The organism is Rothia sp. ND6WE1A (genome assembly GCF_001683935.1).
In the GTDB taxonomy this organism is placed as follows: domain Bacteria; phylum Actinomycetota; class Actinomycetes; order Actinomycetales; family Micrococcaceae; genus Rothia; species Rothia amarae.
In genome coordinates this window covers 1-13137 of record NZ_LXTU01000057.1, presented here as the reverse complement: position 1 = coordinate 13137, position 13137 = coordinate 1, and the positions used below count along the sequence as shown (strand labels likewise).

Annotated in this window: 12 protein-coding genes; 1 reads left to right on the top strand and 11 read right to left on the bottom strand. The window is 53.6% G+C overall.

Annotated features, from left to right (window positions below; genetic code table 11):
• Nucleotides 1–7 precede the first annotated feature (7 nt).
• The 3 genes from A7E48_RS07585 to A7E48_RS07575 all read right to left on the bottom strand — a co-directional run bounded on the left by A7E48_RS07585 (nucleotide 8) and on the right by A7E48_RS07575 (nucleotide 4205).
• The gene (locus A7E48_RS07585) at nucleotides 8–1753 is read right to left on the bottom strand and encodes a biotin carboxylase N-terminal domain-containing protein (RefSeq protein WP_068171687.1); all 1746 of its coding nucleotides are present in this window, start codon (nucleotides 1751–1753) and stop codon (nucleotides 8–10) included.
• Complete coding sequence (locus tag A7E48_RS07580; protein ID WP_233126034.1) at nucleotides 1746–3362, bottom strand: 5-oxoprolinase/urea amidolyase family protein; 1617 nt, start codon at nucleotides 3360–3362, stop codon at nucleotides 1746–1748. The genes A7E48_RS07585 and A7E48_RS07580 overlap by 8 nt, the downstream gene beginning before the upstream one ends.
• Nucleotides 3363–3440: 78 nt before the next feature.
• Entirely contained in the window at nucleotides 3441–4205 is a 765-nt protein-coding gene (locus tag A7E48_RS07575; RefSeq protein WP_068171685.1) for a LamB/YcsF family protein, read from the bottom strand.
• Between the two features lie 209 nt (nucleotides 4206–4414).
• On the opposite strand from A7E48_RS07575, the gene A7E48_RS07570 reads away from it, so the two are divergent.
• The gene (locus A7E48_RS07570; protein ID WP_233126036.1) at nucleotides 4415–5611 is read left to right on the top strand and encodes an NRAMP family divalent metal transporter; all 1197 of its coding nucleotides are present in this window, start codon (nucleotides 4415–4417) and stop codon (nucleotides 5609–5611) included.
• An 81-nt stretch (nucleotides 5612–5692) separates the two neighbouring features.
• Here A7E48_RS07570 and xerD read toward each other — a convergent pair whose 3' ends face one another.
• From xerD to A7E48_RS11165, 8 genes are all read right to left on the bottom strand, one after another.
• Nucleotides 5693–6667, bottom strand: coding sequence for a site-specific tyrosine recombinase XerD (xerD, locus tag A7E48_RS07565; protein ID WP_068171681.1), 975 nt, complete (start codon nucleotides 6665–6667; stop codon nucleotides 5693–5695).
• Nucleotides 6667–7410, bottom strand: coding sequence for an NUDIX hydrolase (locus tag A7E48_RS07560; protein WP_083147286.1), 744 nt, complete (start codon nucleotides 7408–7410; stop codon nucleotides 6667–6669). Before A7E48_RS07560 ends, xerD begins: the two co-directional genes overlap by 1 nt.
• Before the next feature lie 26 nt (nucleotides 7411–7436).
• Entirely contained in the window at nucleotides 7437–9146 is a 1710-nt protein-coding gene (recN, locus tag A7E48_RS07555; RefSeq protein ID WP_068171680.1) for a DNA repair protein RecN, read from the bottom strand.
• Nucleotides 9143–10123 carry an NAD kinase gene (locus A7E48_RS07550; protein WP_068171677.1) on the bottom strand — a complete coding sequence of 327 codons (981 nt, stop codon included), beginning with the start codon at nucleotides 10121–10123 and terminating at the stop codon, nucleotides 9143–9145. Before A7E48_RS07550 ends, recN begins: the two co-directional genes overlap by 4 nt.
• Nucleotides 10124–10210: 87 nt before the next feature.
• A complete protein-coding gene (locus tag A7E48_RS07545) occupies nucleotides 10211–10948 on the bottom strand; it encodes a TlyA family RNA methyltransferase (RefSeq protein WP_068171674.1) in 738 nt (245 codons plus the stop codon).
• Nucleotides 10945–11124, bottom strand: a complete 180-nt coding sequence (locus A7E48_RS07540) for a hypothetical protein (RefSeq protein ID WP_068171672.1) — start codon at nucleotides 11122–11124, stop codon at nucleotides 10945–10947. Before A7E48_RS07540 ends, A7E48_RS07545 begins: the two co-directional genes overlap by 4 nt.
• A complete protein-coding gene (locus tag A7E48_RS07535; RefSeq protein WP_068171668.1) occupies nucleotides 11114–12106 on the bottom strand; it encodes an HAD-IIA family hydrolase in 993 nt (330 codons plus the stop codon). The genes A7E48_RS07540 and A7E48_RS07535 overlap by 11 nt, the downstream gene beginning before the upstream one ends.
• A gap of 2 nt (nucleotides 12107–12108) precedes the next feature.
• The coding region (locus A7E48_RS11165; RefSeq protein WP_068171665.1) for a hypothetical protein at nucleotides 12109–13137 on the bottom strand (1029 nt) is incomplete at its 5' end.

Genomic DNA, 13137 nt, shown 5'->3' with positions numbered 1-13137 from the left:
TTCTAGGTTACGCGAATTTGAGGAGGGTATCTCCTGCCTGAACGCGTTCGCCGGCTGCAACCTCAAAGTGCGCCACTGTACCGTTCGCATCGGCGAATACAGGAACCTCGGTTTTCATAGCTTCCAGTAACGCAATCTGCTCACCCTGCGATACCTCAGCGCCTTCTTCTACCGTGAAGCGAATTAGAACACCACCCATCGGCGATACCACGCCGGTGGCAGCAGCGGGTTCGGGAACACCGGCGCTAGCACCATTTCCCATAGCGGCGAATACAGCGTCGGGAATGCCGATTCGTTTAGGCGTTCCGTCTATTTCCAAGGCAAAGCGGGTAACGCCCGTGCCGGGCAGAACCTGAGCGCCCACGGGAATCAGGCCCTGTTCGTAGTGGGGATCAATCTCCAGATCGTCGCCCAATACGTCTTCAATCCAGGTGGTGTAGATTCCCAGTTCGCCGTCTTCTGATTTGAATGCTTCGTGCTCAACCATCATGCGGTCAAATGGAACGACAGTGGAAACACCGTTGATTTCTAGCTGCTTGAGCGCATGAACTGCGCGGCGGAGGGCTCTCTCGCGAGTGGTTCCGGTGACGATAAGTTTAGCCAGCATCGAATCAAAGCTGCCGTCGATAACGGTGCCTGCGCGCACGCCTGAGTCCCAGCGGATACCGTGTCCGGTAGGCACGTTAATCGAATCGATAGTTCCCGCTGAGGGCAAGAATCCGCGACCGGGATCTTCAGCATTAATACGGAATTCGATGGCGTGCATGATGGGTTCTGGCATTTCGGTATAGGCGAGGGGCTCCCCTGCCGCTATATCAAGCTGCATACGTACAAGATCGACACCTGCCGATTCTTCGGTCACCGGATGCTCTACCTGAATACGGGTATTTACTTCGAGGAAGGAAATTGTGCCATCGTTTGCAATCAAGAATTCGCAGGTGCCTACACCGGTGTAGTCGGCTTCAGCAAAGATATCCTTGGAGGCTTTCTCCAGCGTCTTAATTTGTTCGGTCGTTAGGAATGGTGCCGGTGCTTCTTCAATGAGCTTTTGGTGGCGGCGCTGCAAGGAGCAGTCGCGGGTTCCCAGAACGACGACGCCGCCGTGCTGGTCCGCTGCCACCTGAGTTTCTACGTGGCGGGGCTTGTCGAGGAAACGTTCTACGAAGCATTCGCCATTTCCGAATGCCCCTACTGCTTCTCGTTGAGCCGATTCGAAAGCGTTCTCAATTTCGTGCATTTCCCGCACCACGCGCATGCCGCGTCCGCCACCACCGTGGGCTGCCTTAATGACGATGGGAAGTCCGTGCTTTTCAGCAAATTCGCGCGCTTCAGCGGGGCCTTCGACCGGCCCATCGGTTCCAGGAGCCAAGGGAGCGTTGACGGCGAGCGCAATATCGCGAGCTTTAACTTTGTCACCGAGCGCAGTAATTGTTTCGGGTGAAGGGCCAATCCAAATCAGTCCAGCATCGATGACTGCCTGCGCGAATTTGGCGTTCTCTGCGAGAAAGCCATAGCCGGGGTGCACAGCGGTAGCACCAGATTTTTGTGCAATATCGAGAATTTTTTCAACATTGAGGTAGGTCTCTGCAGGGGTAATACCGTCGAGAGCGTAAGCTTCGTCGGCAAGTACTGTGTGCAGTGCTTGCGCGTCCGAATCTGCGTAGATGGCAACGCTTTCGTAGCCTTCTTGAGCGCAGGCGCCGATGACGCGTACTGCAATTTCACCGCGGTTTGCAATCAATACTTTACGCACGGGTGTTCTCCTGTTCGTTGGCTTCGCCGTCTATCTCGAAGCGTGTAAATCTAATGGTTGTTCCGGGCTGGCTTTGAGCAAGTAGCCTCAGATCGTGGGGGTGAACGCAAGCAATCACGGGGTAACCACCGGTGACGGGGTGGTCGGCTAAGAAGACGACCGGTTCACCGTTTGGCGGCACCTGAATCGCCCCCGAAATCATGCCCTCACTGGGTAGTTCTTCGGTGTTGGCGCGTTCTAGGGTTTGTGTATCGGTACCGTCAGATTCGTTTTCTTGCGGCGCAAGCCTGATTCCGATGCGATTGGAATCTGGACTGACCGTCCATTCGGTACGGAAGAATCGTTGTATTGATTCGGGGGTAAACCAGTCATCACGCGGCCCCACAATTACTCGAATGAGATTAGCTTCTTGCGGGTTAGGCAGTGCAGGGGCAATCACTGGGTGCGCGACGGCAATCCCCGTTTTTTCGGCAACATGAAGGGAATCTCCGGGCTGCAGTGGGGAGGGCCCGATGGATGACATCGTGTCGGTGGAAAAGCTCGTTGCAGCTTCCTCCGCCGCGAACCCGCCGCGTATTCCGAGATAAACGCGTAAGCCTTGCTCGGCAACACCGACACGCAGGGTCTGGCCTGCCATGAGCGCAACGGGTGTCTCTTGCGGCACCACTCGATCGGGCTGGGCAGGTTCGGTGACAATAGCAAAGGTGCGTGCTCCGGTAAGGGAAACCACCGTATCTTGCTGCGCCTCCACAACGAATCCGCCCATGAGCGATTCGAGGACGGTCGCCGAGGGCATATTCCCTACTAACAGGTTGGCAGCGTGAGCAGCTACAGGGTCAGCAAACCCCGCCGGTGAAACACCCCAGTGGGTGAGTCCGCTACGACCTTCATCTTCGAAGAGCAGTTGCGCGCCTGCAGTTTTCACGGTCAGCACCGAGTCTGTTGAGGGTTCTGACACGGTAGATTCGGGCGTAGCGACGTCGATGTGCTCACGAACCGCGCGAAAACGCACCGTATTACCCGGTTCAAGAAGCGCAGGAGGATTCTGGGAGAGATCCCACAAGGGTGCATTGGTATGACCGATGAGTTGCCAGCCACCGGGAGAAGTGCGGGGATAGATACCGGAGAACTGTCCTGCCAGACCGACGGCACCGCTGGGTACCGCGGTACGGGGTGATGCGCGTCGGGGAACCTCTAGAACGTTTTCTTCAGCGTGGAGGTAAAAAAAGCCCGGGGCAAATCCAGCAAAAGCTACAGACCATAGCTGCTGTGTGTGAGCTTCAATGACTTTCTCAATCGAAAGCCCGGTGTGCTCTGCGACGTCTGCTAAATCCTCGCCATCGTACACCACATCAATCAGCTGTTCGCGGCTTGCTTCCCTGCGAATATCGGTGCTAGCTGCGCCGGTAAAAGTGCGCGCAAAAGTTAGAGCTTGATGCGCTTGCTCAAAACGCACCAGCACGGTTTGTGCCGCGGGAATGAGCTCAACCAGCCCAGCTGGCGGTTGATGCTGAAGATGGGAATGCACGGCGAGCGCCGCGCTGAGATCTGCACACTCCACCAGAATGGAGGTCAGACCGAATCGCTTGAGCATTGGAGGTGCAGTCACCTATTGCTCCTAACAGATAGTTCTCAATATTGAACTCAAAGATTGTTCAACAATATTCATCGTATGTGTTTGCGTTGATTAAGCGCAAAAGGAACGTATCTCAACGTCATGTGCAGTCAACGTTTCCCGCACTTTTTGAGCAATGGCAACTGCCCCGGGAGTATCCCCGTGAACACAGATACTTTGAGCATCGAGCGTTACCGTTGAGCCGTCATTAGCAACGACCGTTCCTTCTGTTGCCATCTGCAACACTCGTTGCGCAACTTTGTCTACATCATGGATGACTGCCCCAGGCTGAGTTCGCGGAACCAGGGTACCCTCGGGGGTATAACCCCGATCAGCGAATACTTCATGAACCACCGGAACGTTGAGAGTAAGAGCTTTGCGCTCGATTTCACTGTTGGGCAAGCACAGAATCGGAAGGTCTGATCCGAATTCTTTGACGGCGTGCGCCACCGCCTCCGCTTGTTTTTCGTGGTGAACAATTGCGTTATAGAGTCCGCCGTGGGGTTTCACATATGAGATTCGGGTATTGGACGCACGGCATACAGCCTCCAGAGCACCCATTTGATAGAGCACAGCGGCGCTGAGTTCAGCCGGGGTCATGTCCATAAAGCGGCGACCGAATCCCACCAGGTCAGGGTAGGAGACGTGCGCGCCAATGGACACGTCATTCTTTGCTGCCGCTTCAACGGTGGAGCGCATCGTCAGCGGATCTCCTGCATGAAAGCCGCAGGCAATGTTAGCGCTGGAAACAATCTTCATCATGGCGGCGTCATCCCCCATTGACCATGAACCGACCGCTTCACCTGAATCCGAATTGAGATCAACTGTACGAGTCATCGCTCTTCCTTTCGTGTAAGACAGAGATAGACAACACACGAAAGTGTGCTTTATTGTTGAACAATAATAACCTGAAGCCATTCTATGGCTTAGTTAACAACATTTCATCTTGGCGTTTCCCTCGACCTTCTGGGCGAGCATTTTAATAAGGAATATCTGTGGCAGATTTATCACCCACACCTACTTCGGTAGCTGACTCCCGGGAGAACATCAAAAAGGGCGGCCGTTCGGTTCTGCTTGGGGCTCTCTTTCTCATGGCGACCAGTGCAATTGGTCCTGGATTCATTACGCAAACCGGCCAATTTACCTATCAGATGGGCGCGTCATTCGCTTTTGCGATTCTGATTTCGATTTTGATTGACATCGCTGTGCAGCTCAATGTCTGGCGCATCATTGGTGTAACCGGTCGCAAGGCACAGGATCTCAGCAATGACGTCCTGCCAGGTCTTGGTATTTTCCTCGCAATACTTGTAGCGCTCGGCGGTTTTGTTTTCAACGTTGGTAACGTCGCCGGTGGCGGTCTGGGTTTCAACGCGATGCTGGGCATGGATCCCACTGTCGGTGGCATCATCACAGCTGTTTTGGCTATCTTGGTCTTCCTCTCCAAAAAAGCAGGGGCAGCGCTGGATAAAATTGTGGTCGTCTTGGGCGTCATCATGATTCTCGCTACCGCTTATGTAGCAATCGTGTCTAATCCTCCAGTAGGCGAGGCTCTAAAGAACACCGTTCTTCCCGAAACCGTTGACTTCGCCGTCATCACCACCCTGGTGGGCGGTACCGTAGGTGGTTATATCACTTATGCTGGTGCGCACCGCATGATTGACGCCGGGGTCAAAGGTCCCGAGTACGTCAAGGACATCGCAACCTCCTCTGTAACCGGCGTTATCGTCACCGGTCTCATGCGTTTCATGCTCTTCCTCGCTATCTTGGGCGTTGTAGCCAGCGGCGCTGAATTTGCTAAAGAATCGTCTATCGCTGCTCAGGCGTTTGGAATTGCGGCGGGCGAAATTGGAACCCGTCTGTTCGGCCTGATTCTGTGGGGTGCAGCAATTTCTTCGGTGATTGGTGCAGCTTATACTTCGGTATCCTTTATCACCTCTGAGAAGACTTCTATCACCGTCAAGAATGCTTTGACCGTCGCGTTCATTGTTGCCTCTACCTTGGTGTTCGTGCTGGTGGGCAAGACTCCTGCGACATTGCTCATCGTCGCCGGTGCAGTCAATGGTCTTATTCTTCCCGTTGGCCTGGCAGCTCTGCTCATTGTTGCCACCTTCAAGGGTAAAAAGCTTCTCCGCGGTTACAAGTACCCTCTCTGGCTACTTATCGCCGGTTGGTTGAGCTGGATTTTGACGGTCTACCTGGGCATTATGTCCCTGGGCGGAATCGCCAAATTGTGGCAGGGCTAAAAATTTAGTGATTGTCTCCCAAAATCCCGATGCTGTTTAGCATCGGGATTTTTGCTGTGGGACGAGCTAACCGCGAATTCTTTAGAGAGCCCTGGGATGGGCGGAAGCAAATACTTCACGTAGGGTTTCTGGTGTAACGCGGGTATAAATCTGAGTAGTGGTCACCGACGCATGCCCTAATAATTCTTGGACTACACGGATATCTGCGCCACCTTCTAGCAAATGTGTAGCGTACGAATGACGCAGCGTATGAGGAGAGATTTCTGCCTCCAGTTTCGCTCTCTCAGCCGCTTTTTTGAGAATGAGCCAAGCGCCCTGCCGCGTGAGCCGGCCGCCTCGGGCATTGAGAAAAACTGCCGCCGTCCCCTTGCCGCGTGCGGCAAAACCAGGCCTGGCTCGGACCAGATAGTCGTTGAGAGCGCATGCTGCATACGAACCGACGGGAACCATACGTTCCTTATTACCCTTGCCAAAAAGACGCACGACGTCGTGCCCGGCCGCTTCGTCGTCTCCTAGCGCAGTGTGAATAGAAAGATCATCCAAATCCACGCCAATGACTTCGGAAATGCGAGCACCTGTAGAGTAGAGAAATTCAAGAATCGCCCGATCGCGTAAACCCGTGGGAGTACTGATATCAGGTACTTCCAAGAGCTTAGTTACCTGTTCGACGGCGATTGCTTTAGGCAAACGCGCCCCGGGCGTAGGCGGGTGAACGGAAGCAGCCGGATCCTGAGCTGTTATTTTTTCTCGTAGCCAAAACTTGTGTGCCCCCCGAATAGCAACAATGATACGAGCTACGCTGCGGGCGCTGAGAGACTTCCCCGTGCTCCTGGCAGGTTTTTCAGCTAATTCAGTAGCAAAATCTCTCACGTGTTTTTTGGTAATGACCGTGGGGTCAATAATCCCAGAATCTTCTAAAAATCTCTGGTATTTGAGTAAATCCCTCCGATAGGACTCCACCGTATTTTTTGCCAAACCACGTTCAATGGTGAGGTACTGAAGATAGGTTTCGATTGCGGTTTCTAAAGCAGTGACGCGCTGGTGCTCTCGAGGCATTAGCGACCTTCAGCGGGGCGGATTTCCCCTCGAAAGTCAGGATCCCTCAAATATGGGTGAGCGTCGAGAGGGGCCTGGGCAGAATAGAGCGTTTCAAAGTTTCGTGCTTGCGCCGCAGCAACCGCCAAAATAGCGTTCGTTGAGCTGGCATTGTGTATTCGGCCAGAGAGCACAGCTGAAACAGCTTCATCCAAATCAACCCAGCGCATTACGATTTCTGATTCTTCGTGTTCGCGCTCTTGTTGCTGATCGCGGGGGATTTGACTAATTCCTCGGGCAAGATAAATCCGGCACATCTCCCCCATACCACCGGGTGAATTATAGAATTCCATGAGCGAATCCCACTGTTCTGCCTGGATAAAAGTTTCTTCGGCGAGTTCTCGTGCTGCCGCTATCTGCGGGTCTTCGCCGTCGATATCTAGCAGACCAGCAGGGATCTCCCAGAGGTTCGCACGCACCGGATGCCGGTATTGATTTATAAGCAATATTTGATTGTTCTCGTTGAGAGCAGCTACTGCGACGGCACCGGGATGCAACAGAAAGTCACGTTCAAAGGGTTCTGCGCCTTCTTCGAGGGATATCCCCTCTCGGATAACGTCCCAGACATACCCCTCAAATTTGGTGGAGCGTGATGTCACATATCGAGGGTTCGCAATATCAGCTATAGTCTTCTGGTTTTCGGCTATTTGCGGCGCGTTAAGTCGCGCAGCTTCGCCTACCGATGGGTTGAGGTTCTGTTCCATTTTTCCTCTACTTTGAACGCTAAAAATTACTTGGCTTTCTTGCCCATTTCGAGTAGTTCGCGGGCATGCTCCTGCGCCGATGCAGATTGATCGTGCCCCGCCAGCATACGTGCCAGTTCCACCACGCGCTGTTCGTCTGAGAGCACTTCAACGCGGGACAGCGAGGCATCATCATTTTTCAACACCAAAATATGCTGATCTGCAAACGCTGCCACCTGAGGCAAATGCGTGACCACCAATACCTGCACATGTTGGGCAAGCATGGCAAGACGTCGACCAATTTCTATAGCTGCTTTACCGCCGACGCCTGAATCCACTTCGTCGAAGATGAAGGTGGGTACCGGATCGACTTCAGCGAGCACCACCTCTAAAGCCAGCATCACGCGAGAGAGCTCGCCACCGGAGGCACCTTTACCCAGCGGGCGCGGATCCGCCCGCTGATGAGGCTGGAGCATGAAAGTTACGGCGTCTTTACCGTGCGAAGAGAACTTTTCGGTCTCTTCCACCGTCACGACCAAGGATGCATTTGGCATCGCCAGAGCTGATAACTCCTCTGTTACAGCGCGAGCCAGTTTCACCGCCGTTTTTTCTCGCAGTGTGCGGAGCTGGTCAGACTGCTCGGTCAAGGTCTCCTTAAGCTCCCGCAACTCATTTTCAAGGGCTTCAGCACGGGCTGGATCGTCGGCAAGCGATTCTAGTCGTTCCCGCGAGCTTTGTGCCCATTCCAACACCTCAGCTATATCCGCACCGTATTTACGGGTTAACGATTTCAGATGTGCTCTCCGCGTCTCCACTTCGGCAAGCCGCTCTGGTCCTTCTGAATCAAGGTTAGATAAGTACGACGAAATGTCTTCGACGATGTCAGTCACGTGAATCAACGCTTCATTCACTCGCTGAGCAATAGCTTCAATATCTTCATCAGCAGCTGATTCTTGATCCAACGCTGAACGAGCGGAATCAAGAAGGGCCAGTACGTTGGGGGTATCAGCCTCCCCGTACTCGCTTCCCGCAAGAGCCGTTGAAGCGGTCGTCGCGGCGATACGCAGTGCCTCCACATTAGAGAGCTTGGCGGATTCGCTCTTCAGGGCTTCGTCCTCGCCCTCCTGCGGATTCACACGATCGATTTCTGCTAACGCACCCTCTAATGTTTGCGCTTCCAATGCGCGAGCGCGGGTATTTTCGCGGACTTCTCGCAGTTCGGCGGCAGCAGTACGGAATCGTTCGTAGTTCACCCGGTATTTCTTTTTTAACCGCGCTAATTTTTCTCCCGCGTAGGAGTCCAAAGCATGGCGCTGTTCAGCAGAAGATTTGAGGCGAAGCTGATCCGACTGTCCATGAACAGCAATCAGATGCTGCCCGATATCGGATAGCGTACTGATGGGTGCAGAGCAACCGCCGACGTGCGCGCGGGAACGCCCTGCTGCAGATACAGTCCGCGCAAGAAGGAGCTCGCTGGATTCTGCATCTAGTTCTTCTATCGAGCCTCCTGCGTCTTCGGCGAGAGCTAGAGATGGGTGGTCATGTGGCAGTTTAATAACGGCTTCTGCCAGAGCATTTTTTGCTCCCGACCGTACGGAATTAGCATCGGAACGATTGCCCAGTAACATTCCCAATGCAGTTACTACCATGGTCTTGCCCGCACCGGTTTCACCGGTCAGTACAGAAAACCCCGGTTCTAACGGCAAACGAGCATCGGTAATGACACCGAGGTCGCGAAGGTGAATTTCCTCAATCACTCGTTTATATCCTTCGTTATCTGGGGAAGTGCAGTAGTATCTGTTCGGCGAATTGGCCCCCTCCACCCTTCGGTGGGAAGTTCAAATTTTGCGACTAATCTCTCTGCAAAAGGTACAGGGTGAATGCGCGCAAGTCTCACCGGTTTAGACGATTTCGAAACTTCGATACGCGAACCTGCGGGGATTTCTTGGTTACGCCGGCCATCGCACCACAGCACCGCGTTTTGACCGTATTCTGCAGAGATTTCTACTGCGATAGTCGACGACGGCGCAGTAACGAGGGGGCGCGAAAACAGGGCATGAGCGGCAAGGGGAACAATCAGCATGGCCTCAACCTCTGGCCAAACAATGGGACCACCGCCGGAGAACGAGTAGGCGGTTGATCCGGTGGGAGTCGCCATGACCACCCCGTCACACCCAAAGGTACTAATGGGGCGGGCGTCGACGTCAATAGCAACTTCAATCATTTTGGCGCGGTTGCCTTTTTCCACGCTGGCTTCGTTCAGAGCCCAGGTTGCCGCAATTTTCTTACGCCCGTGCCAAACTTGCACGTCGAGCGCCATACGTTCTTCAACTTCGTAGTCGCTTTGTACGATACGGGAGACAGTCTCCTCTAAATCTGATTCTTCCGATTCAGCGAGGAACCCCACGTGTCCCAGATTAACTCCGACCAGTGGAATTTCGGTGTGTCGAATCATCTCGGCAGCGCGCAAAATTGAGCCGTCTCCGCCGAGTACAACGCCGAGCTCGACTTCGTTGAGAGCCACCGACTCACGCATCACTTCAACCGGGACCGGTTCTTGCCACCCCTCCAGAAGCGATTCGAGATCAGAACGTTCCATCACCGGGCTCAGACCTGCACCGTAAAGTTGGGTACAGGCAAGACGGGCGGCGCGGCGAGCGTCATCACGGCCGGTGTGCGCAAACACCAGAATTTTACGGCTGAAAGAGTCATGAGCTGTTTGGGAAAAAGTCACGTACCTAGACTATTCCACTCATGAGCTCTTGTGAACTAAAAACGCCTTAAATTCGAATAAGTATTCGAATTTAAGGCGTAGATTAATCTATGATTTCTTACACCACAAAAAGAATTCGAGGTTTCCATCTTGCCCCGGTAGAGGGCTTTGTTGTTGCCCTGAAACCTCTAAACCGGCTTGCTCTGCGGCTGCACACACTTTATCTAAAGCCATCTGGTGTGCCTGGGGATTATTGACCACGCCACCTGCTCCTATAAAGTGTTTCCCCACTTCAAATTGAGGTTTGACCATCAGCAGCAGATCGCCCCCGTGCTGAGTTGACATCGCTAAAGCGTCCATAACCAGGGTGAGAGAAATAAACGATAAGTCAGAGACCGTCACCTCTACTTCTCCGCCAATCATATCTGGCTTCAGGTAGCGGACATTGAGTCCCTCAAAAACTTCCACCGAGGGATGGTCACGAAGCATGGGCGCCAACTGATTATGACCTACGTCAACTGCCATCACGGAAGCCGCCCCTCGCTCAAGTAACACCTGGGTAAAACCGCCTGTCGAAGCGCCGGCGTCCAAACACCGTTTACCTTCAAGCCGAATCTGAGGGAAAGCTTCTAATGCTCCGGCGAGCTTATGACCGGCTCTCGATACATATCGTGTCAGGTCTGAAGACGCAACTTGGCAAAAATCCTTCTCCCCCACGAGTTGCGAACTTTTGAGCGCAGCCTTGCCGTTGACTTTGACATTTCGCTCAGCAATCAACTTAGCAGCTAAGGTACGTGAGGAAACTAGACCTCGTTCAACCAGTGCTTTATCTAAACGTAAGCTCACTCGTCAGGCTCCGCAGGTTCTTGCGCCGTTTCCATCTCATGAATGAGATGAGCGTTGAGACTTTCATACCGCTGAATTCTTTCGATAGGATCTAACGCCAGCACCGCCTCAAGTTCTTTTTCGAACTCAATCAACTCATCGTGGGAGGTTTCTTCAGATTCGGGTTTACTGTTCATGAACGATTTCCTCCGGAGATGTGGGAACGTCAACGTGAGGATGAGCTGCCCACCAAGCTGCGCAGCTAACTCGCCAAAAGTTGAGGTGGTCTGAATCGCCGGACACAGCAAGTTTATTTCCAGTAACTAAAGCGCGATGAGTAGCACAAGATGCCTGTGCCCCATTGGTCTCAATAGAAACTTCGATATCGGGATAGTCTTCGAAAAGTTCACCCAAATTCTTCAGTAGGTAGGTTGGCCGTTCCAGAGGTATTGCAGCCAAAACAGACTCGACGGTATCAACACCGGTAAGTACGCATGCCGTCGCCATCTGGGCCCGGTTTCCGCCTTGGATATCGGTATCTAGACGGTCCCCTACCACCAGAGCCTGAGAGCTCTTGAGTTTTTTTGCTCCGGTGGTGAAAATAGCTGACTCAGGTTTTCCAGCAACCAGAGGAGTTCTCCCCGTTGCAGTGGCTACAGCATTCACCAGCGTCCCGTTACCCGGTGCAATTCCTCGTTCTTTAGGAATCGTCAAGTCAGTGTTACTCGCTACCCACACAATATCCGGGTCAGAGAGAGTAAAGGCTGCTTCGGCAAGGTCGACCCACCTTAATTCAGGGTTAAACCCCTGCACGACGGCGGACGGTGAATCATTCTGTTTCCAGACCGGTTCAAACCCGGCATCTTTCACGCAGTCTGCGAGAGCTTGCGCACCGCAGATAAGAACTTTTGCACCGGGTGTCACTTGGTCTTTAAGCATTTCAGCTGCCGCTTGAGCAGAGCTGATGACGTGCTCGCTATCCGTTTTGACACCAAGCTTCACCAGGTGCTCGGCAACGGTGCTCACACTTCGGGAGGCATTATTGGTAACGAATGCGACCGGCACGCCCATATCCTGCGCTCGGTTGAGAGCCTCCGGAGCCCCTTCAAGAGCGAAGGGGCCAGCGTAGACTACGCCGTCCAGGTCAGAAAGTATGCTATCGTGCCGGTCTAACAGCATTATTAGTCCTCGTGGTTTTCTTTTCGTTCGGTCTCGGTTTTTGATTCCTCGTCGAAAGACTGCAGGTTCTCTTCGGAAGCTTGTTCTTCGCTCACTGTGGTTTCAGCGGAGCTCAGTGCGTCTTCATCCTGCTCATCTTCCTCAACGAAGTCGTCGTCTTCCTTTTCATAGATTTCAGACTCTTCCGTCTTAATTTCGATGTCAGTGAGAGAAACCGAAGGTTCTTCCTCGTCTTCAAAGAGCTCGGGCTCGCCGAAGATATCGAAGATTTCGGGTTCTGCGAATTCGCCCTGTCCCAACGCAGCTTCAGTAACGATTGCGAGTCGGTACCAGCGAGCGGCTTCTTTTTCTCGCCCGTCTTCTTCAAGAAGCGCACCGTAAGCTTCAAAGAGGCGAGGGCTGTAGTCGAATCCACGCTGGCTATTGAGCTCGGGAATCTCCAGCGCCTCAATAGCGCCTGTTAAATCGCCCTGGTCGTGTTTGATACCGGAGACCACAATGGCGGTTTCTACTCGCTCAGCGGGCTTAAGTTCTAGCTGCTTCGATTCCTCTGCCAGTTCAAGAGCTTTTTCGATATGTCCCAGCGCGCGTTCGGTGTCAATCAGCACCGCTAGATGCTCATCTGAGCCGGAGATACGACGATGAGTACGGAGCTCACGCAGAGCAAGTTCAAAATCTTCTGCTACATAGGCGGCGATGCCGGCGGCTTCGCGTACCGCTGCGATGCGGCCTGCGCGGCGAGTTGCAGCTTGAGCATGCTCTAGAGCGAATTTGGGGTCGATGTCGAGGTAGCGGCCTGCCATCACGAGGTGCTGACCGACGACGTCGGCGTTATCCTTTTCCAACGCGCGAAGCTGGCGCAATACTGAGCCATCGAGTTCGCGACCGGTTACATCGGTGTCGATTTCAGGTCCTTGACCTTTCGACGGGCGGTAACCGGCTTTGGGAGCTGCGCTGTCGCGAGCATCGCGACGCTGCTGACCTCCGCGCTGATGTCCGTCTGAGAAACGACTCTCGTTGTTGTTAAAACG